This window comes from Burkholderia pseudomultivorans, assembly GCF_902499075.1.
GTDB lineage: Bacteria > Pseudomonadota > Gammaproteobacteria > Burkholderiales > Burkholderiaceae > Burkholderia > Burkholderia pseudomultivorans.
Window position 1 is genome coordinate 51,189 of sequence record NZ_CABVPP010000014.1, and the last position, 19,696, is coordinate 70,884.

The window sequence follows — 19,696 nt, forward strand, 5'->3', positions numbered from 1 at the left end:
GCGCGGGAAGGCAAGCTCACCGGCGCGCCGCGTTGCCGTCCGCCCATTCCGGCCGCTGGCCGAGCGTGTCGAACAAGCCGACGATCTCGGCCTTCACCTTCTGCACCGCGTTGCTGACGAGCGCCGTGTCGTGCCAGCACAGCGACAGGTCGCGCACGAACAGCCGATGCGCGACCGTCGACAGTTTCAGCTTGCGTTCGTCGATCTCGGTATGCGCGGCCGTCCACGGCAGGATCGTCACGCCCAGCTGCGCCATTACGGCCGCGAACAGCAGCCCCGTCGAACTCGCCTCGAAGCGGATCTCGTACGACAGCCCGGCTTCGCGCATCGCCCAGTCGACACGGTTGCGGATCGTGTTCGGCGCGCTCGGCAGCACGAGCGGCATCTTCGCGATCGCGTCGAGCGGCACGGGATCGTCCGGCACCGGGAAATCCGGCCAGGTGATCAGGTAGAGCGTTTCCGTCAGCAGCCGGTGGGTCGCGATGCCGCGCGTGTCGACCGCGTCGACGACGATCGCGAGATCGAGCCGCGCGCGTTCGAGCAGCGTGTCGAGATCGGCGCTCGGCGCCTCGATCAGCTCCAGCATGATGCCCGGATAGCGGTCGCGCACCGCGCGCGCGAGCGGGATCGCCAGCACGCGCGCGGTGCTCGACGGCATGCCGACCGTCACGCGGCCCTGCGGCGTGTCGGCGTCGCGGCGCAGCAATTCGCGCGTGCCGTCGGCCTGGCGCAGCAGTTCCAGCGCATGCCGGTACAGCGTGCGGCCCGCGGCTGTCGGCGCAACGCCGCGCACGCTGCGTTCGAGCAGCTGCATCCCGAGATCCTGCTCGAGGTTGCGGATCTGCTGGCTCACCGCGGGCTGCGCGATGTGCAGCGCCTCGCTCGCATGCGTGACGTTGCCGCATTCGACGACTTTCACGAAGTAGCGCAGTTGCTTCAGGTCCATTGCCGTCGTCTCCCGTGTCATGCCATAAGTCGATCCGATCGAGCAAGATGAATATCATATTTTTCGGCGATCGAAGGCGTTCCTATACTCGTCTCACAAAAGAGCCAGCACGCCGGCCATCCCGGACCGGACGCGGCACAAGCGCCGGCCCCGCCGGCAAGGAGACGAAGCATGTTCAAGGCGATCGACGCGCCGGCGGCCGGCGCGAAGCCGCGGCGCACGCCGCTCACGCGCGAGCAGATCAAGGGCTTCTGGGCCGTATACGCGGGCTGGGTGCTCGACGGCGTGGATTCGGTGATCTACGCGCTCGTGCTGATTCCCGCACTCACCGAACTGCTGCCCGCGTCCGGCATCGCGGCGACGCCCGCGAATCTCGGCATGTACGGCTCGATCCTGTTCGCGCTGTTCCTGATCGGCTGGGGGCTGTCGTTCGTCTGGGGGCCGCTCGCCGACCGCTTCGGCCGCGTGCGCACGCTGGCCGCGAGCATCCTGATCTATTCGGTGTTCACGGGCGCGGCCGCGTTCGTGCACGACGTGTGGGCGCTGGCCGCGTGCCGGCTGATCGCCGGGATCGGCGTCGGCGGCGAATGGGCGCTGGCGGGCACCTACGTCGCCGAGAGCTGGCCGGAGGATCGCCGCAAGATGGGCGCGGGCTATCTACAGACGGGCTACTACTTCGGCTTCTTCATCGCGGCCTGCCTGAACTACACGATCGGCGCGACCTACGGCTGGCGCGCGATGTTCCTGTGCGGGCTCGCGCCCGCGCTGCTCGCGGTGTTCACCGTGATGCGCGTGAAGGAGCCGGGGCAGTGGCGCCGGCACGACGCGCGCGACGGCGACCTGGCCGAGGCGCGGCGCGCGCATCCGCTGCGCGAGATCTTCGCGCCGGCGTTCCTGCGGCGCACGCTGACGAGCGCGAGCCTGGTCGGCGTCGCGATCGTCGGGCTGTGGGCCGGCTCGGTCTACGAGGCGAGCGCGGTCAGCACGCTCGCGACGCGCGCGGGCATCGATCATGTCGGCGCGATGCGGCTCGCGTCGATCGGCGCGGCGATCCTGTCGTGCACGACGATCGTCGGCTGCCTCGCCGCGCCGTGGCTCGCGGAACGGCTTGGCCGACGCACCGCGCTCGGCGTGTATTTCGCGGGGATGGCCGGTGCGATCGTGTTCGCGTTCGGCTGGGCGTTCTACCAGCCGAACGGGCTCGGCGCGTTCATGGCGTCGCTCGCGTTCCTCGGTTTCTTCGGCGGCAACTTCGCGATCTTCTCGCTGTGGCTGCCCGAGCAGTATCCGACGCGCGTGCGGGCCACCGCATTCGCATTCAATGCATCGGTCGGCCGGTTCATCGGCGCGGGCGTGAACTTCGTGCTCGGCGCCGCGATTCACGGTTACGGTTCGCTGGGCGTGCCGGTCGCATGGACCGCGGCCGTGTTCGTGCTCGGCATCCTGATCCTGCCGTTCGCGGTCGAAACGCGTCACCAGACCTTGCCGGAATGAACCGCGCATCGGCGCGGGCCGGATCGGCCGGCCGCGCCCAGTCCCTCGTCTTCAATATCAGGAGTCCGGAATGCAGGCATTAAAAGGAATCAGGGTCGTCGATCTGAGTCGCGCGCTGTCGGGGCCGTTCTGCTCGATGGTGCTCGCCGACCTCGGCGCCGACGTGATCAAGGTCGAGTCGGGCCCGCACGGCGACATGAGCCGCGCGTGGGGACCGTTCGATCGCGGCGTGAGCACGTACTACCTGTCCTGCAACCGCAACAAGCGCGGGATCTGCGTGGATTTCCGGCAACCGGCCGGCCTCGATGTCGTGCGCCGGCTGATCGCGCAGGCCGACGTCGTGATCGAGAACTTCAAGGCCGGCACGATGGATGCGATGGGGCTCGGCTACGACGCGCTGAGCGCGCGCGATCCGCGGCTCGTGATGGGCAGCATCACCGCGTTCGGCCCGCGCGGCCCGCTGCGCGACTGGCCGGGCTTCGACCAGATCGCGCAGGGCTATGCGGGGTTGATGAGCATCACCGGCTTCCCCGACGGCGAGCCGACCCGCACCGGCACCGCGATCGGCGATCTCAGTTCGGGGATGTGGGTCGCGACGGGCGTCGTCGCCGCGCTGCTCGAGCGCGAGCGCACCGGGCGCGGCCAGCATGTCGGCTCGTCGCTGCTGGAAAGCCTGGTCTCGCTGCTGAGCGTGCACGGGCAGCGCTACCTGAGCCTCGGCGACGTGCCGCGCCGCACCGGCAACGCGCACGCGGTGATCGCGCCGTACGGCGTGTTCGAGACGGCCGACGGCCCGCTCAATCTCGCGCCGATCACGACCGACATGTGGCTGCGGCTGTGCGAACTGCTCGATTTGCGCGAGTTGCCGAACGATCCGCGCTTCGCGACCAACGACGCGCGCGTCGCGAATCGCGATGCGTTGAAGACGCTGCTCGAAAGCCGGCTGCGCACGCGCGGCAAGCACGAGTGGACGCAGCGCTTCGTCGAAGCCGGGCTGCCGGCGGGGCCGATCAATACGCTCGACGAAGTCTTCGCCGATCCGCAGCTCGCGCACTGCGGGCTCGTCGAACCGGTTGCGCACCCGACGCTCGGCACGCTGCGCCAGATCGTCACGCCGCTCGGCGCGATGGACGACGCCGCGCCGGCGCCGCGCACGCACCGCGCGCCGCCGCTGCTCGGCGAGCATACGGTCGGCGTGCTGCGCGAAGCCGGTTTCGACGACGACGCGATCGATGCGCTGCTCGCCGCGCGCGCGATCTTCCAGGCCGATGCGGCGGAGCAGGCCGAAACGACGGCGGAGGCGCTGCAATGAGCGACGCGACGAAATCCGCAGGGCCGTCGGGCGTGACGGTCGACGGTGTCGGCGAGCGGATCGCATGCGTGCGCTTCGCGAACCCGGCGCGCCGGCATGCGCTCGATGCGCCGCTGCTCGACGCGCTGGTCGAGCGTCTCGACGCGCTCGCCGGGCAGCGTCCGCCGCCGGTCGTGATCCTGTCGAACGACGGGCGCGGCGACGTCTGGAGCGCGGGGCACGACCTGCGCGAGCTGGCCGACGATCGCGATCCGCTCGCGTACGGCAAGCCGCTCGAACGCGCGCTGCGGCGCGTGCGGACCTATCCGGGCGCGGTGATCGCGGCCGTGTCGGGATCGGCGTGGGGCGGGGCGGTCGATCTCGTGATGAGCTGCGACCTGGTGGTCGCGGCGCGCGACGCGCGGTTTGCGATGACGCCCGCGAACATCGGGCTGCCGTATTCGACGAGCGGGCTGCTGCGCTTCTACGACAACCTGCCGATCCACGTGCTGAAGGAGATGTTCTTCTGCGCGCAGCCGCTCGACGCCGAGCGCGCCGCGCATCACGGGCTCGTGAACCGGCTGGCCGATGCGGGCGGCGTCGATGCGGCCGCACTCGACGTCGCGCGCACGATCGCGGCCAAGGCGCCGCTCGCGGTGCAGGCCGTGAAGGAGCAGTTGCGCGTGCTGCAGGATGCGCGGCCGCTGCCGGCCGACGCGTTCGAGCGCGTCGCCGAGCTGCGCCGGCAGGCGTGCGAAGGCGCGGATTTCAGCGAAGGGCTGCGCGCGTTCGCGGAGCGGCGGGCGCCGGTGTTTCGTGGGGTGTAGGTGTCGAGGTGCGGATGGCGGGTGCGGTCGACGACGCTATATGTCTCATGCCGCACGCCGCATGCAGAGCGCATCACGCGTGCGTTGCCTCCCGAAGGTCGGCCGCCGTGTCAGCCGCTGCCGTCAAGCACCGGGCCAGCCGACGTCAGGCGCCGATCGCATGCACGCCGACCAGCAGCAGCGCGCCAGCCGCAATCAGCAGCAGCGCGTGCAGGCGCGTATACATCACGCACAGCGTCGACGCGATCGCGATCGCCCGCGCGGGCCAGCCGCCGTCGAGCGCCTGCAGCAGCACCCACACCGACGCGAGGATCATGCCGGCCGCGACGGGCCGCAGGCCGGCCTCGAGCGCGACCTGCCAGCGCGCGCCCTGATGCCGCCGCCACAGGTGCGCGATGCCGTAGATCAGGAACGCGGTCGGCCCGAACAGCGCGAGCGTCGCGATCACCGCGCCCCACGGCCCCGCGACCTGCCAGCCGATCAGCGTCGCGAGCAGCGAGCCGGGGCCCGGCGCCATTCGCGCGATCGCGAAGTCGTTGACGAACTGCGTGGCCGTCATCCAGTGATGGACGTCGACGACCTGCCGCTGGATGTCGGCGATGATGGCCTGCCCGCCGCCGATCGTCGCGATCGACAGCGGCGCGAACACGCCGAACAGCGCGGCGTAGCGCTGCGCGACGCTCATCGGCCGTCGCTCCCGGCACGGGCCGCAGCGCGGCGGTATTCGAGCGCGACGCTCAGCGTGCCGCCGATCAGCACGGTCCACACGAGCGGCCAGTGCAGCACCGCGACCGACACGAAGGTCAGCGCCATCACCGCGAACGGCAGCACACGGCGCGGCAGGCGGCGCACGGCGGTGATCGCCATCGACACCGACAGCCCGATCGCTGCGGCTGCCGCGCCCGCGAGCGCGACATGCGTGAGCGGAAAGCGGGTGACGCGCGAGAACGCGACGCCGAACAGCACGATCAGCACCGCCGGCGGCGCGATGATGCCGGTGAAGCCTGCCACCGCGCCGCGCCATCCTGCGAGCCGGTAGCCGATCCAGATCGCGAGATTCTTCACGTTGACGCCCGGCAGCGCCTGCGACAGCGCGAGACCGTTGAGGAACGCCTCTTCGTCGAGCCAGCGCCGCTCGTGCACGAAGTCGCGCATGATCCGGCCGCTGAGCCCGCCGCCGAAACTGGTGAGGCCGATCTGCGCGAACGCGACGAACAACGCGAGCATGCCGGGCGGCGGCGCGTCGCCTTCGGGCGGCGCCGGCGGGGGCGTGACGGGGGACAGGGGCATCGGACGGACAGGGCGTGGCGGTTGGGCGGGCGCCCATGTTAGCAAGCAGTCGCTGTCGGCAGGCTGACGGCCGGTCGGCGCGGATGTCAGTGACCGTGACCGACCCGCGCGCCCGCATGCCTGCGCCGCTAGGCCGTCACGACCGTCACGCCGGCCGCCTCGATCGGCTGCGTCAGTGCGGCATCGGTTTCCTTCTCAACCACGACCGTCTGCGCGAGCGTGATGTCGCCGATCACGAACTGCGATGCGGCGCGCAGCTTGGATTGCGACGCGAGCACGACCGTCTCGGCGGCCCGCCCGGCCAGCGCGCGCTTGATCGCCGCTTCCTCGAAGTCGCCGGTGCTCAGCCCGGCGACCGGATGGACGCCGGTGACGCCCATGAAGTACAGGTCCGCATGGATGCGCGCAATGCCCTCCATCGCCGCGGCGCCGACCGCGACGATCGAATGCTTGTAGAGCCGCCCGCCGATCAGGATCACGTCGATCGACGGATGCGCGGCCAGCGCGACCGCGACGCTCGGGCTGTGCGTGACGATCGTCGCGCGCAGGTCGGCCGGCAACTGGCTGACGAGCAGCGCCGACGTCGTGCCGCCGTCGACGATCGCGACCTGCCCGGGGCCGATCATTTGCGCGGCGCGTCGGGCGATGCGCCGTTTTTCGGCGGTTTCGAGCGCCTCGCGCTGCGCGAACGGCGCAACGGCCGGCGACGCCGGCAGCGCACCGCCATGCACGCGCTGCAGCAGCCCTTCGGCGGCGAGTTCGCGCAGGTCGCGGCGCACCGTATCCTCGGACACGCCGAATTGCGCGCTCAGTTCGACGGCCAGCACCTGGCCGTCGCGCGCGAGCGCATCGAGGATCGCTTTCTTGCGTTGAGTCGTCAGCATCGCGGTTGCACGAAATTTCTTGAAGTTGCACGAATTTGCACGTTACCATGGGCGCCGGTTCTTGTCGAATGGGAGACCGCCATGACCGCCACGCGGGACCGCGTGCGCATCGTCGATACGACGGTGCTGTCCGATGACTGGTATGTGCTGAAGAAGGTGACGTTCGATTTCCTGCGCCGCGACGGGACGTGGCAGCGCCTGAGCCGCGAGACCTACGATCGCGGCAACGGCGCGACCATCCTGCTGCGCCACGCGACGACCGGCGACGTGCTGCTGACGCGGCAGTTCCGGATGCCGGCGTTCGTCAACGGGCACGACGGGATGCTGCTCGAAGCCGCCGCCGGCCTGCTCGACGACGCGACGCCCGACGCGCGCATCCGCGCGGAGGCCGAGGAGGAAACCGGCTACCGCGTGCGCGGCGTGCGCAAGGTGTTCGAGGCGTTCATGAGCCCGGGCTCCGTGACGGAGAAGCTGCATTTCTTCGTCGGCGAATACGATGCGTCGCTGCGCACGGGCGACGGCGGCGGCGTTGCGGACGAGGGCGAGGATCTCGAGGTCGTCGAGATGCCGCTGCAGGCGGCGCTCGATGCGGTCGAGCGCGGCGAGATCGTCGATGCGAAGACGATCATGCTGCTGCAATACGTCGCGCTGCGGGAAACCGCGAGTGCGCACCCGGCATGACGCCGCAGCTCGTGCTGGTCGCCGGTCCGTATCGCAGCGGGACCGACGGCGCCCCCGCGCGAATCGCCGCCAATCTGCGCCGGCTCGAGGCGGCGGCGCTCGCCGTGCACCGGCGCGGGCATGTGCCGATGATCGGCGAGTGGGTATCGTTGCCGCTCGCCGTGGCGGCGGACTGAGCCGGTCGGGCGACGGCGCTGCACTGCGCGGCAGCGTCGCAGCGGTGCACACGTTCGGCATGCGTTGCACGTGCGTCGCCGCGCGCGAACCGGCGTATGATCGCGACGCGCGCTCGCGCAACGTGCCACGCCCTCTGCCGAATCATCATGTCGCCTTCCGATTCAACCGCCCCTGCCGCGCCGTTGCCGGCCGATCTCGTCGCGTCCGCGGTCGCGGCGCTCGCGCGCGCCGACGCGCTGCTCGTCACCGCCGGCGCCGGCCTCGGCGTCGATTCGGGGCTGCCCGATTTTCGCGGCACGGACGGCTTCTGGCGCGCGTATCCGGCGCTGCGCCACGAGCGTTTCGAATTCCACGAGATTGCGTCGCCGCAGGCGTTTCGCGCGCACCCGCAGCTCGCGTGGGGGTTCTACGGGCACCGTCTTTCGCTGTATCGGTCGACGGTGCCGCACGCGGGCTTCGCGATCCTGCGCCGCTGGATCGACGCGATGCCGAACGGCGGTTTCGTGCTGACGAGCAATGTCGACGGCCAGTTCCAGGCAGCCGGCTTCGATCCGGCGCGCATCGTCGAGATTCACGGGTCGATCCACGCGCTGCAATGCCTGCGACCGTGTTCGGATCAAACGTGGGATGCCGCGTCGTTCGTGCCGGACGTCGACGAAGCCGCGTGCCGGCTGGTCGGGGCGCCGCCGCGCTGTCCGCGCTGCGGCGGTCTCGCGCGGCCGAACATCCTGATGTTCGGCGATTCGGGCTGGCTCGGCGCCCGCTACGACGCACAGGAGCGCGCGCTGAACGACTGGCTCGCGCGAGCGGGGCGCGTGGCGGTCGTCGAGATCGGCGCGGGTACCGCGATCCCGACCGTGCGCCTGTCGAGCGAGCGGCTCGGCGCCGACGTGATCCGCATCAACGCACGCGAAGCCCACGCGCGCCGCGCGGACGCGATCGGGCTGAAGGGCGGCGCGCTCGCGACGCTGACGGCGCTCGACGCGGCGTGGCGCCGCGAATAGCGGCGGCCGTGCGAACGCGCGGCGATTGCCGAAACATGCGATGCCGGTTGCGTCGATCCCGCATGGCCATTGCGCGGCGCTGCACGCATGCGCGGGCTCGCCGCCGTTGCCGGCGCGCCGCGAATCCGCATACAGTTCTGGCTACGCCGCCCGTGCGCGCCCCGCGCGCGGGCATGCGCACCGCTCCGGGCGACCGGAGCCCGGCGGCCGAACGCAGCCGCCTCAACGACCGGGAGCGTCCTTGTTCTATTCGATCGTCGCGATCTTCGTCGGCGCCGGGCTCGGCGCGCTGTTGCGCTGGTTTCTGAGCCTCGCGCTCAACGCATTCTTTCCGGCCGTGCCGCTCGGCACGCTCGCCGCAAACCTGCTCGGTGCCTACGTGATCGGCGTCGCCGCCGTCGTGTTCACGACCCGCGTCGGGCTGCCGCCCGAGTGGCGCCTGTTCGTGATCACCGGTTTCCTCGGCGGCCTCACGACGTTCTCGACCTATTCGGTCGAGGTGATGACGCATGCGCTGCAGGGCGAATTCGGATGGGCAATTGCAGTGGCTGCCCTACACTTGACTGGATCGTTCACGCTGACGGCGCTCGGCATGTGGACCGCGCGTGCGTGGCTCGCCGCAGCCTGAGCGGGGCGGCACCGGAGGGAGCGATGAACAGGGTTTTTCTGCGCTTTTACGTGCACGAGCAGCATCGCCTGCACCGGAAGCCGCTGTGGGAATGGCTGCTCGAAGAAGCGAACCGGATGGGGATCGCGGGCGGCTCCGCGTTTCGCGCGATGGCGGGATTCGGTCAGCATCGCGTGCTGCACGAGGACCGCTTCTTCGAACTGCAGGGCACGCTTGCGATCGAGGTCGAATTCATCGTCACCGAGGACGAAGCGCAGCAACTGCTCGAGCGGCTGTCGCACGAGAAGGTGCGCGTGTGCTACGCGCTGATTCCGGCGCGCTTCGGCGTGATCGACACGCTGCACGCGCCGGCCGGGCCGCAGCCGTAAGGCCGGCTGCCGGCGGGAGCCGGCCGTCGCGTCAGATGCCGAACATCGTCAGCGACACGGCCGCGCGCGTGACGATCATGATCAGCACCTGCACGATCACGAACAGCAGGATCGGCGACAGGTCGATGCCGCCGAGGTTCGGGATGATGCGGCGCAGCGGGTTCAGGAACGGCGCGGTCAGCTGGTAGAGGATCGGCATCGCCGGCGAGCGCGGGTTGAGCCACGACAGCAGCGCCATCAGGATCGTCATCCAGATCACGAGATTGAGCGCCCATTTCACGACGGTCAGCAGCGCGACGACGATGAGCGTCGCGATCACCGCGGCCGGATCGAAGCCGGCCATCACGACCATCAGCACGACATAGACGAGCGCGGTGAGCAGCGCGGCCACGACGCTGGCCCAGTCGATGCCGCGCACGCCCGGGATCGCGCGGCGCAGCGGCAGCACGAGCCAGTTGGTGGCCTGCAGCACGGCCTGCGTGACCGGGTTGTACGGCGGCACGCGAACGGCCTGCATCCACACGCGCAGGATCAGCGCGGCGCCGAAGAGCGTGAAGACGGTATTGAGCAGAAAACGGGCGATCTCGCCGAACATCGTTGGCATCCTTTTTATACAGTCGAGTAGCGTGCGGCCGCCAACGCCGGATGGCGGCGCATCGGCCGACACCTTATCACGCCTCGTCGCGCGGCGGGGAGGGGCGCGCAGCCGCGCGCGCGAGCGACGCCTCGACGACTTCGGCCAGCGCCGGCAGCGATGCCGGCGGCACCGCGCGCTTCGCCGCGAGCGCGATCGCGCGGCGCGTCAGCAGCGCATAGAGCGTCGCATGATCGCCGCCGCGCGCGTCGAGCAGCGCGAGCTGCCGCTCGACGATGCCCGTATCGCCGCGCGACACGGGGCCGGCGAGCGCGTTCGCGAGTCCCTTGTCGCGGGCGGTCTCGATCGTGCCGGCCAGCATCGGCAGCAGCGCGCGCAGTGCGGCTTGCTCGTCGAAGCCGACGCCGCGCCACAGCTCGACCGCTTCCGCGAGTCCGCACAGCGCGAAGCTCGCCGCATAATGCGCGGCCGCGTGATAGAGCATCCGGCCGCCGGCCGGGATCGACAGCGGATGGCAGCCGAGTGCGGCGACAAGACGCAGCAGCGTCGCGTGCAGCGCGCCGTCGGCTTCGATCGTGACCGAGCAGCCGTCGATGCGCGCGAGATCGGCATCGCTGCCGCCGAACAGGTAGAGCGGGTGGAAGCCGCCGGTGGCCGCACCCTGCCGTTTCGCCGGATCGAGCAGGTCGACGGCCGACGCGCCGCTGCAATGGACGAGCGCCTGCCGTGCGGCGCGCGCCGCGTCGAAACGCAGCGTGGCGGCGGTCGCGCCGAGATGGTCGTCGGGCACGGTCAGGAAGATCAGGTCGGCGGCGTCGACCACCTGCTGCGGCGTGTCGACCGCGATGCAGCCGTCGATGTGCGCGGCGAGCGCGCGCGCAGACTCGGGCCTGCGGCTCGCGACCGCGACGACGGGAAAACCGGCCTGCGCGAAGCGCCGCGCGACGCAGCGCGCGAGGCGGCCGGCGCCGATGAAGCCGAGGCGGGGTGTGTCGGGGAGGGACATGGCAGCACGGGAAGCGAAAAGCGGGACAGCCGCCAGTATCGCAGGAATGGTGCGGCGGCCCGGCGCTCGCGCGAGCTTACGGAATCAGACCCCGAAACATTCGTGGCGGTCGCCGTCTTGAATTGTCGGCGTCTTGTCTCAAATTTGTAATCGTTCATTACGGAAGCGCGGCCCGCGCGCGCGTGGCGGCCGGTAAGACTGACCGGCGAGGTCGCCGCGATATGTCAGACCGGACGAAACTGCGCGGCCTGCGCCGGGCGTCGCGTGCTCCGGAAGCCGCGCCGCAGCGCGATCGCAGCCGCGTGCAATTGCAATTTGCAACAAATGCACGACACGCGCGGGGTGCGTTTTCGCTACATTGCTCTCATGCGACGTGCACGCCCGCCGTTGCCGACAGGAGCGCCTAAAATACCGCTCCAGCAGGAGAATCGAAGTGAAAAAGCTCATTCCGTTGATTGCCGCCGCCGCGCTGGGCCTGGGTGCCGCAAGCGCCGCGCAGGCCCACGTGTCGATCGGGGTCGGCATCGGTGTTCCGGTCGCACCCGCTTATCCCGTCTACGCACCGCCGCCGCCCGTGTACTACGCGCCGCCGCCGCCGGTCTACTACGCACCCGCGCCTGCCTACTACGGCCCGCCCGCGGTGGTCGTGGGCGGCGGGTACTACGGCCGTCCGTACTGGCATCGCGGCTGGCACCACGGCTACTGGCGTCGCTGATTTGTCCCCCGCGGCCTGACCGCGCGCGGCAAAACGGCGCAACGCTCCGCGAGGGGCGCTGCGCCGTTTTTCATTGGGGACGCCGCCGCGGGCGCGGCCCGCGCGCGTCCGCTCAGGCCGCGTGCGCGATCAGGTCGCGATAGCCGCCGACGATCACGCTGTACGAGAAATACGCGAACAGCAGCGCCGATGCGACATGGCACGCGCGCATCAGCCCCGCGCCCGCGCGCTTGCGGCCCTGGCTCGCGAGCGTGCACATGAACAGCGTCCACGCGAGACCGCCGAGGAAGAAACCCGACAGGAACACCGACGCCGTCGCCGGCGTGGTCGCACCGGCTTTCGCGATCAGCGCGCCGCCGACCGCCGCGAACCACAGGATCGCGCTCGGCGACGACATCGCGAGCAGCATCCCGCGCATGAAGCTGCGCCGGGCGCTGGCGCGCGGCGGCGGCGCGGCGTCCGCGTCGTCGGCGGGCCCGGCTGCCGGCGTCAGCGCTTCGCGCGCCATCTTGTACGTGAGGAACAGCAGCACCGCGCCGCCGCCGATCCAGACGATCCAGCGGACCGCCTCGAACTGCAGCAGCACGGCCATCCCCGCGAGCGCGAGCGCCGCGTAGACGAGATCGCCGACGCACGAGCCGACGCCGAGCCAGAAGCCCGGCCGGAAGCCGTGCGACAGCGTCAGCGACAGCATCGCGACATTGACGAGGCCGATGTCGAGACACAGCGACAGCGACAGGAAGAAACCGTCGGACAGCATCGAGGCGGGCGGGAAACTCATCGTCGTTCGTAGCGGGGTGGGGATATGGGGAAGGCGGCAGGCAGGCCGGCACGCGCCGGCCGCGCGGGCTTACAGTCCGATCTCCTGCCACAGCCGGTCGACGCGCGCCTTCACGGCTGCGTCCATCTCGATCGGCCGGCCCCATTCGCGATTCGTTTCACCGGGCCACTTGTTGGTCGCGTCGAGCCCCATCTTCGAGCCGAGGCCCGCGACCGGCGACGCGAAGTCGAGATAGTCGATCGGCGTGCTGTCGACCATCACGGTGTCGCGCACCGGGTCGACGCGCGTCGTGATCGCCCAGATCACCTCCTTCCAGTCGCGGATGTTCACGTCCTCGTCGACGACGACGATGAACTTCGTGTACATGAACTGCCGCAGGAAGCTCCACACGCCGAACATCACGCGCTTCGCGTGGCCCGCGTAGCTTTTCTTCATCTGGACGATCGCCATCCGGTAGCTGCAGCCTTCGGGCGGCAGGTAGAAGTCGGTGATCTCCGCGAACTGCTTCTGCAGCAGCGGCACGAACACCTCGTTGAGCGCGACGCCGAGAATCGCCGGCTCGTCGGGCGGCTTGCCGGTGTAGGTCGAGTGGTAGATCGCGTCGCGGCGCATCGTGATGCGCTCGACCGTGAACACCGGGAACCACTCCTGCTCGTTGTAGTAGCCGGTGTGGTCGCCGTACGGCCCTTCGAGCGCGTGCTCGTACGTGCTGGCCGGGCGCGGCGGTGCGCCGGCCGGCGCCGGTGCAGGCGCGCCCTGCTGCGGATGGATGAAGCCTTCGAGCACGATTTCCGCGCGCGCCGGCACCTGCAGATCGACGCCGGGCGTCAGGCACTTCGCGAGTTCGGTGCGGCTGCCGCGCAGCAGGCCCGCGAACTGGTATTCGGACAGCGAATCGGGCACCGGCGTCACCGCGCCGAGCGTGGTCGCCGGATCGGCGCCGAGCACGACCGCGACCGGATACGGCTTGCCGGGATTGCGCAGCGTGAATTCGCGGAAGTCGAGCGCGCCGCCGCGATGCGCGAGCCAGCGCATGATCAGCTTGTTGCGGCCGATCAACTGCTGGCGGTAGATGCCGAGGTTCTGGCGCGGCTTGTTCGGTCCGCGCGTGACCGTCAGGCCCCACGTGACGAGCGGCCCCGCATCGCCGGGCCAGCAGGTCTGGATCGGTAGCTTGTGCAGGTCGACGTCGGCGCCTTCCCAGACGATTTCCTGGCACGGCGGCGACGACACCGACTTCGGCGCCATGTCCCACACGGCCTTCGCGAGCGACAGCAGCTTGCCGGCGTCCTTCAGGCTCTTCGGCGGATCGGGCTCCTTCAGCGCAGACAGCAGGCGCCCGAGATCGCGCAGTGAGTCGAGCGCGGCGTCGTCGCCCGCGTCGACGCCCATCCCGAGCGCGACGCGCCGCGGCGTGCCGAACAGGTTGCCGAGCACCGGGAATGCATAGCCGGTCGGCGCATCGAACAGCAGCGCGGGGCCGCCGGCGCGCAGCACGCGATCGCACAGTTCGGTCATTTCGAGCACGGGCGACACGGGCTGCGTGACGCGCCGCAGTTCGCCGAGCGCCTCGAGGCGCTGGATGAAATCGCGTAAGTCTTTGTATTTCATGAACAAGGTCCGGGCTGCCCGGATGACGGGCAGCGATGGGCGGGCGCAGCGGCCGGCTGCGGCCCCGAATCGACCGACGATTTTACCCGGGCCGCCGCGCGGCCGCCCGAACGAGAAAAAAGTCGATCGCGCGCAAACCCCCTTCGGCACGGGGCCGGCGATCTGAAGGGGGATCGTAAATTACTTTTTGTTATAGATTTGACGGTTTATAGTGTTGACGATCTATAAAACCCTGCTAGAATCCGCTCACATTGGCTGCAGGGTAAAGGCTTTGAGCCGCCAATCACCGATCTTTGACGCAGCGCGTCACCGTCCGCCGCAACCTGCACGGCGTATTCGACGGTCTTAGTCGTAGTCCCGGCCAGCGCCTCCTGACGCTGGTTTTTTGCGTGGGTGCCACCGCGTATGCCCGCCTCGCCCAATGTGCGAAGGCGCCGGCCCAGTCCTACACCGTGGCCTCGAACGGTACTTATACCGTTTCCCCGATGCCCGTACGCCCCAACCAAGGCGTGCGGCGTCGTGATTCCGCGGCGCGTCATCTGTCTCGCCATCGAGCTGAGCGAGCCGCATGAGTCATGTTCATGGGAGATGATCTGAATGAACGCTTGGTTATCGTGGCGTCCCAGTGAGCAGCATGCGCAGTTCGTGCGCAACGTGCTGCGTCGCGGGACGCGTGTCAGTCACCATCTATTCAGCGTTGTCGGTTGTTGCGCTGTTGCCGTCGCGCTTGCGCTGTGGCTGCTGCCGACCGTGCGCGGCACGCTCGCCGCGAAGCTGATGCCGGTCGTGTCCGCGGCCGTGCAGGCCGGGCCGGCCCGTCTGCTGACCGGCCATCCGCTGCCGAATTTCGCGCCTGCCGGCGCGCAGCCGCAGCAGGACGACGGCCCCGAAACGGATGCGCTGGCCGTCGGCCTCGACGTCGCGCCGGACGCCGCCGCGCAGAACGATGCGTCCGACGCGGCCCGCAGCGGCACGTCGCCCGTCGCGCTCGCGAAGCTGATCCCGACCCAGCGCGTGCCGGCCGATGCGCGCGACGATCGCGCGCTCGCGTCGAACCGTGAACAGGCGCTGGTCGCGACCTATCTGTCGCGCCGTTATCGCGTCGCCCAGGAGCCGCTCGGCCAGCTGGTCAAGGCGGCATTCCAGACCGGCCACGACGTCGGTCTCGATCCGCTGCTGCTGCTGTCGGTGATGGCGATCGAATCGGGCTTCAATCCGTACGCGGAAAGCGGCGTCGGCGCGCAGGGCCTGATGCAGGTCATGTCGAAGGTCCATTCCGACAAGTTCGAGTATTTCGGCGGCACCGACACCGCGCTACAGCCGCTCGCGAACCTGCAGGTCGGCGCGCTGGTGCTGAAGGACTGCATCGCGCGCGGCGGCTCGCTCGCGAACGGCCTGCGCCTGTACAACGGTTCGACCAACCCCGACGACACCGCCTACGGCGCGAAGGTGATGGCCGAGCGCAGCCGCCTGCGGGACGTGTCGCGCGGCCGCAGCGTGCCGATCAATGCGCCGCAGGCGCCGGCGCAGCCGGCCAAGCCGATCGTCACCGCCGCGGTGACGGCAGCGGCCGCGGGCGGCGCGAAGCGCGTGCACGCGACGCTCGACGCCGCGCAGCCGCTGTCGGCGAAGACGGCCGCGCCGAAGGCGCCGCAACAGGCCGACGCAAGCGTCGACACGGTGAAGCAGGCCCACGACGATCATTCGGATCTGGGCGCGTAACGCGCGGTTCCGGCGGCATCAAATTGAAAAAGGCACCGAGCGGTGCCTTTTTCTTTGCGCGCATGGTCTGGCCCGGCGTGCGGGCGGCGGCGGTTCAGCGTTGCCCGAACAGCGTGGCGAGCCGCTCGACGGCCTCTTCGAGGCGCGAGTAGGCGGTCGCATAGGACAGCCGGATATAGTCGCGCGGCGCATGCACGCCGAAGTCCATCCCCGGTACCAGCACGACGCCCGCGTCGTGCAGCATCGCCTGCGTGAGCGCCGCGCTGTCGCCGGCCGCCGGGTGCGCGACGCCGCCGCAGTGCGCGTAGACATAGAACGCGCCGTCCGGCATCACGGGCACCGTGAAGCCGAGCCGTTCGAGCGCGGGCGCGATGAAGTCGCGGCGGCGCTTGAATTCGATGCGGCGCGCTTCGTAGATGTCGAGCGCGGCCGGTTCGAAGCAGGCGAGCGCCGCATGCTGCGCGAGCGCGGACGGACAGATGAACAGGTTCTGCGACAGTTTCTCGAACGTGCCGACCAGCGCCGGCGGCACGACGAGCCAGCCGAGCCGCCAGCCGGTCATGCTGAAGTACTTCGAGAAGCTGTTCACGGTGACGACGTCGTCGCCGAACGACAGTGCCGATACGGGCGGCGCGTCGTAGCTGAGCCCCTGATAGATCTCGTCGACGATCGTGAAGCCGCCGCGCGCGCGCACGGCCTCGACGATCCGCTTCATCTCGTCGGGCTCGAGCGATGTGCCGGTCGGGTTCGACGGCGACGCGAGCAGCACGCCGCGCGTGCGGTCGTTCCAGCCCGTGCGGACGTCGCCCGCAGTCAGCTGGAAGCGCGCGTCGGGGCCGCTCGGCACGAGCACCGGACGGCCTTCGGCCGCCGCGACGAAGTGCCGGTTGCACGGATACGACGGGTCGGGCATCAGCACTTCGTCGTCGCGGCCGACGAGCGCGAGACATGCGAGCAGCAGCGCGGCCGACGCGCCGGCCGTCACGACGATCCGCTCAGGGCCGATCGTCAGGCCGTAGGCGCGCGCATAGTGCGCGGCAATCGCTTCGCGCAGCGGCGCGATGCCGAGCGCGCTGGTGTACTGCGTGACGCCGCGCCGCAGTGCGGCGGCGGCAGCCTCGACGACGGGCTCCGGCGCCGTGAAGTCCGGCTCGCCGATCCCCATGTGGATAACATCGCGCCCGGAGGACTCGAGCTGCTGTGCCTCCTTCATCAGTTCCATCACATAGAAGGGCTGGATCGCGTCGACGCGTGACGCGAGCTTGACGAGCGACTCGGCGGTGGTATTCATCGGGTGGGACGGGGAGGGCGGGACAAAAGAAAAAACGGGCGCATGCGCGCCCGTTCCAGATCAGCGGAATCAGCCGTTGCGGCGCGCCTGCGTTTCGGCGGGGCGCAGCTTCGCGGCGAGCTTGTCGAGCACGCCGTTGACATACTTGTAGCCGTCGGAGCCGCCGAACGTCTTGGCGAGCTCGACTGCCTCGTTGATGATCACGCGATACGGCGTTTCGACGTGGTGCGTGAGCTCGAACGTCGCGATCAGCAGCACCGCGCGCTCGACCGGCGACAACTGGTCGATCGGGCGGTCGAGCGACGGCGTGAGCGCTTCGACGAGTGTTGCGTGCTCGCGGATCACGCCATGCAGGATCGCGTCGAGCAGCGCCTTGTCAGCCTTGTCGTACCCGAGCGCGCCGCGCAGTTGCGCGTCGATCTCGCCGGAGGACGCGTTCGACAGCAGCCACTGATACAGGCCCTGCGTCGCCAGCTCGCGCGATTGTCGGCGGGCGCTCTTCTTCATGCGCGCTCCTCTTCGTCGTCTTCGTCCTCTTCTTCATCCTCGTCGTCGCCGAGCTGGTCGAGCGCCATCGTCAGGTTGGCCATCTCGACCGCGACGCGGGCGGCGTCGCGACCCTTTTCGGTCATGCGCGCGACGGCCTGCTCGTCGGTTTCGGTCGTCAGGACCGCGTTCGCGATCGGCAGGTTGAAGTCGAGGCCGATGCGCGTGATGCCCGCGCCGCTTTCGTTCGACACGAGTTCGAAGTGGTAGGTCTCGCCGCGGATCACCGCGCCGAGCGCGATCAGCGCGTCGAACTGGCCGCTTTCGGCGAGCTTCTGCAGCGCGAGCGGGATTTCCAGCGCGCCGGGCACCGACACGAGGAGGACGTCCTCGCCGGTGACGCCGAGGCGTTCCAGTTCTTCGACGCACGCGTCGGCGAGGCCGTTGCACACGGGCTCATTGAAGCGCGATTGCACGATGCCGATACGCAGGCCGTCGCCTTCGAGATTCGGTTGGTATTGTCCGATTTCCATGATCTGGTCCGTGGTTAGGAGGAACGGTTATAGGGCGAAAGCGCCGTGGCGGGTTACGCGTGCGGCGCCGGGCAGGACTTGGCTTCGGCGCCCGGCATCGGGACGAAGCCCGTGACCTCGAGGCCGTAGCCGGACATGCTGCCCAGCTTGCGCGGATTCGACAGCACCTGCATCTTGCCGACGCCGACATCGCGCAGGATCTGCGCGCCGATGCCGAACGTCTTGAAATCGACCGGCCGGCGCTTCAGCGCGGCGGCCTTCTCTTCCTCGTCGAACGCCTTGAAGACGTCGATCAGATGTTCCTTCGTGTCGCCGCAGTTGAGCAGCACGATCACGCCGAGGTCGCGTTCGGCGATCTCGCGCATCGCGGCGTCGAGCGTCCACGAGTGCGTCGACACGCCGGTTTCGAGCAGGTCGAGCACCGACAGCGGCTCGTGCACGCGCACCGGCGTGTCGAGCTCCGGCGACGGCGTGCCGCGCACCAGCGCGATGTGCGGCGAGCCGGTCGGCTGGTCGCGGTACAGCACCGCGCGGAACGTGCCGTGGGCCGTCTGCATCGTGCGCTCGGCGATCCGCTCGATGATCGATTCGGTGCGGCTGCGGTAATGGATCAGGTCGGCGATCGTGCCGATCTTCAGGTCGTGCTGCTGCGCGAACTCGATCAGGTCGGGCAGGCGCGCCATCGTGCCGTCGTCCTTGATGATCTCGCAGATCACCGCGGCCGGCGTGAGACCGGCGAGCGCCGTGAAGTCGCAGCCGGCCTCGGTGTGGCCGGCGCGCACCAGCACGCCGCCCGGCTGCGCCATGATCGGGAACACGTGGCCCGGCTGCACGATGTGCTCGGGACGCACGTCGTGCGCGACCGCCGTGGCGATCGTATGTGCGCGGTCGGCGGCCGAGATGCCGGTCGTCACGCCTTCGGCCGCTTCGATGCTGACCGTAAACGCGGTGCCGTACTGCGTGCCGTTGCGATAGGTCATCAGCGGCAGTTGCAGCTGCTTGCAGCGCTCCTGCGTCAAGGTCAGACAAATCAGCCCGCGGCCGTACCTGGCCATGAAGTTGATCGCTTCCGGCGTGACGAATTCGGCGGCGATCACGAGGTCGCCTTCGTTTTCGCGGTCTTCTTCGTCGACGAGAATCACCATCCGGCCGGCTTTCAGCTCGGCGATGATGTCGGGCGTGGAGGCGAGCGTCATAAGGGGGCGAGAAAGAGGAAAGTGCGTATTTTACGCTAGCCGGACGGCGTTTCGGCTGGCGCGGGCCGCGCACGGCCCGCGAATGCGCCGGAACGCGCTCCGGCCGGCCTGTGCGGCGGGTTCGAGGGGGCTGCCGCCTGCGCCGCCGGCACGCTGGCGCGGGCGGCAGC

The 19,696-nt window shown here is 69.7% G+C and carries 21 protein-coding genes and 1 pseudogene; 10 read left to right on the forward strand and 12 right to left on the reverse strand.

What is annotated here, in order from left to right; genetic code table 11:
• Window positions 1-16 precede the first annotated feature (16 nt).
• Window positions 17-946: a LysR substrate-binding domain-containing protein gene (locus BST28156_RS12455; protein WP_174902308.1), complete on the reverse strand. Its 930-nt coding sequence runs from the start codon at window positions 944-946 to the stop codon at window positions 17-19.
• A 171-nt stretch (window positions 947-1,117) separates the two neighbouring features.
• On the opposite strand from BST28156_RS12455, the gene BST28156_RS12460 reads away from it, so the two are divergent.
• The 3 genes from BST28156_RS12460 (at window position 1,118) to scpB (ending at window position 4,558) form a co-directional block, all read left to right on the forward strand.
• On the forward strand, window positions 1,118-2,440 hold the full coding sequence (locus tag BST28156_RS12460) for an MFS transporter (RefSeq protein WP_174902309.1): 1,323 nt from the start codon (window positions 1,118-1,120) through the stop codon (window positions 2,438-2,440).
• A 70-nt stretch (window positions 2,441-2,510) separates the two neighbouring features.
• Window positions 2,511-3,752: a CaiB/BaiF CoA transferase family protein gene (locus BST28156_RS12465; protein WP_174902310.1), complete on the forward strand. Its 1,242-nt coding sequence runs from the start codon at window positions 2,511-2,513 to the stop codon at window positions 3,750-3,752.
• Window positions 3,749-4,558, forward strand: a complete 810-nt coding sequence (gene scpB, locus BST28156_RS12470) for a methylmalonyl-CoA decarboxylase (RefSeq protein ID WP_174902311.1) — start codon at window positions 3,749-3,751, stop codon at window positions 4,556-4,558. The genes BST28156_RS12465 and scpB overlap by 4 nt, the downstream gene beginning before the upstream one ends.
• Window positions 4,559-4,703: 145 nt before the next feature.
• Here the strand turns inward: scpB and BST28156_RS12475 are convergent, their stop codons facing one another.
• The 3 genes from BST28156_RS12475 to BST28156_RS12485 all read right to left on the reverse strand — a co-directional run bounded on the left by BST28156_RS12475 (window position 4,704) and on the right by BST28156_RS12485 (window position 6,732).
• Entirely contained in the window at window positions 4,704-5,243 is a 540-nt protein-coding gene (locus BST28156_RS12475) for a chromate transporter (protein WP_174902312.1), read from the reverse strand.
• Complete coding sequence (locus BST28156_RS12480; RefSeq protein ID WP_174902313.1) at window positions 5,240-5,848, reverse strand: chromate transporter; 609 nt, start codon at window positions 5,846-5,848, stop codon at window positions 5,240-5,242. The genes BST28156_RS12475 and BST28156_RS12480 overlap by 4 nt, the downstream gene beginning before the upstream one ends.
• 128 nt (window positions 5,849-5,976) lie before the next feature.
• A complete protein-coding gene (locus BST28156_RS12485) occupies window positions 5,977-6,732 on the reverse strand; it encodes a DeoR/GlpR family DNA-binding transcription regulator (protein WP_060242462.1) in 756 nt (251 codons plus the stop codon).
• Between the two features lie 81 nt (window positions 6,733-6,813).
• On the opposite strand from BST28156_RS12485, the gene BST28156_RS12490 reads away from it, so the two are divergent.
• The 5 genes and pseudogenes from BST28156_RS12490 to BST28156_RS12510 all read left to right on the forward strand — a co-directional run bounded on the left by BST28156_RS12490 (window position 6,814) and on the right by BST28156_RS12510 (window position 9,590).
• Window positions 6,814-7,413, forward strand: a complete 600-nt coding sequence (locus BST28156_RS12490) for an NUDIX domain-containing protein (protein ID WP_174902314.1) — start codon at window positions 6,814-6,816, stop codon at window positions 7,411-7,413.
• Window positions 7,410-7,583: pseudogene (locus tag BST28156_RS12495) on the forward strand (DUF4406 domain-containing protein); the annotation flags it as partial. The gene BST28156_RS12490 and the pseudogene BST28156_RS12495, both read left to right, overlap by 4 nt.
• 153 nt (window positions 7,584-7,736) lie before the next feature.
• Complete coding sequence (locus tag BST28156_RS12500; RefSeq protein ID WP_174902315.1) at window positions 7,737-8,594, forward strand: SIR2 family NAD-dependent protein deacylase; 858 nt, start codon at window positions 7,737-7,739, stop codon at window positions 8,592-8,594.
• Between the two features lie 241 nt (window positions 8,595-8,835).
• Entirely contained in the window at window positions 8,836-9,222 is a 387-nt protein-coding gene (crcB, locus tag BST28156_RS12505) for a fluoride efflux transporter CrcB (protein WP_174902316.1), read from the forward strand.
• Between the two features lie 23 nt (window positions 9,223-9,245).
• On the forward strand, window positions 9,246-9,590 hold the full coding sequence (locus BST28156_RS12510; protein WP_174902317.1) for a DUF190 domain-containing protein: 345 nt from the start codon (window positions 9,246-9,248) through the stop codon (window positions 9,588-9,590).
• Window positions 9,591-9,621: 31 nt separating this feature from the next.
• Here the strand turns inward: BST28156_RS12510 and BST28156_RS12515 are convergent, their stop codons facing one another.
• Together BST28156_RS12515 and BST28156_RS12520 are read right to left on the reverse strand one after the other, a co-directional pair.
• Entirely contained in the window at window positions 9,622-10,185 is a 564-nt protein-coding gene (locus BST28156_RS12515) for a YggT family protein (RefSeq protein ID WP_040126829.1), read from the reverse strand.
• Between the two features lie 76 nt (window positions 10,186-10,261).
• Window positions 10,262-11,191, reverse strand: coding sequence for a Rossmann-like and DUF2520 domain-containing protein (locus BST28156_RS12520; protein WP_174902318.1), 930 nt, complete (start codon window positions 11,189-11,191; stop codon window positions 10,262-10,264).
• A 433-nt stretch (window positions 11,192-11,624) separates the two neighbouring features.
• On the opposite strand from BST28156_RS12520, the gene BST28156_RS12525 reads away from it, so the two are divergent.
• Entirely contained in the window at window positions 11,625-11,906 is a 282-nt protein-coding gene (locus tag BST28156_RS12525) for a hypothetical protein (RefSeq protein ID WP_009695183.1), read from the forward strand.
• Between the two features lie 112 nt (window positions 11,907-12,018).
• Here BST28156_RS12525 and BST28156_RS12530 read toward each other — a convergent pair whose 3' ends face one another.
• Window positions 12,019-12,687: a LysE family translocator gene (locus BST28156_RS12530; RefSeq protein WP_060242470.1), complete on the reverse strand. Its 669-nt coding sequence runs from the start codon at window positions 12,685-12,687 to the stop codon at window positions 12,019-12,021.
• A gap of 69 nt (window positions 12,688-12,756) precedes the next feature.
• On the reverse strand, window positions 12,757-14,298 hold the full coding sequence (locus tag BST28156_RS12535) for a UbiD family decarboxylase (RefSeq protein WP_060242472.1): 1,542 nt from the start codon (window positions 14,296-14,298) through the stop codon (window positions 12,757-12,759).
• A 597-nt stretch (window positions 14,299-14,895) separates the two neighbouring features.
• Between BST28156_RS12535 and BST28156_RS12540 the strand changes: the two genes are divergently transcribed.
• Window positions 14,896-16,020 carry a lytic transglycosylase domain-containing protein gene (locus tag BST28156_RS12540; RefSeq protein ID WP_174902319.1) on the forward strand — a complete coding sequence of 375 codons (1,125 nt, stop codon included), beginning with the start codon at window positions 14,896-14,898 and terminating at the stop codon, window positions 16,018-16,020.
• Window positions 16,021-16,114: 94 nt separating this feature from the next.
• On the opposite strand, the gene BST28156_RS12545 is transcribed toward BST28156_RS12540, so the two are convergent.
• The 4 genes from BST28156_RS12545 to ribBA form a co-directional block, all read right to left on the reverse strand.
• Window positions 16,115-17,311, reverse strand: a complete 1,197-nt coding sequence (locus BST28156_RS12545) for a pyridoxal phosphate-dependent aminotransferase (protein WP_174902320.1) — start codon at window positions 17,309-17,311, stop codon at window positions 16,115-16,117.
• Window positions 17,312-17,380: 69 nt separating this feature from the next.
• Complete coding sequence (gene nusB / locus BST28156_RS12550; RefSeq protein WP_009690766.1) at window positions 17,381-17,818, reverse strand: transcription antitermination factor NusB; 438 nt, start codon at window positions 17,816-17,818, stop codon at window positions 17,381-17,383.
• Complete coding sequence (gene ribH, locus BST28156_RS12555) at window positions 17,815-18,330, reverse strand: 6,7-dimethyl-8-ribityllumazine synthase (RefSeq protein WP_034206641.1); 516 nt, start codon at window positions 18,328-18,330, stop codon at window positions 17,815-17,817. The genes nusB and ribH overlap by 4 nt, the downstream gene beginning before the upstream one ends.
• Before the next feature lie 53 nt (window positions 18,331-18,383).
• Entirely contained in the window at window positions 18,384-19,526 is a 1,143-nt protein-coding gene (gene ribBA / locus BST28156_RS12560) for a bifunctional 3,4-dihydroxy-2-butanone-4-phosphate synthase/GTP cyclohydrolase II (protein WP_060242479.1), read from the reverse strand.
• Window positions 19,527-19,696 lie beyond the last annotated feature (170 nt).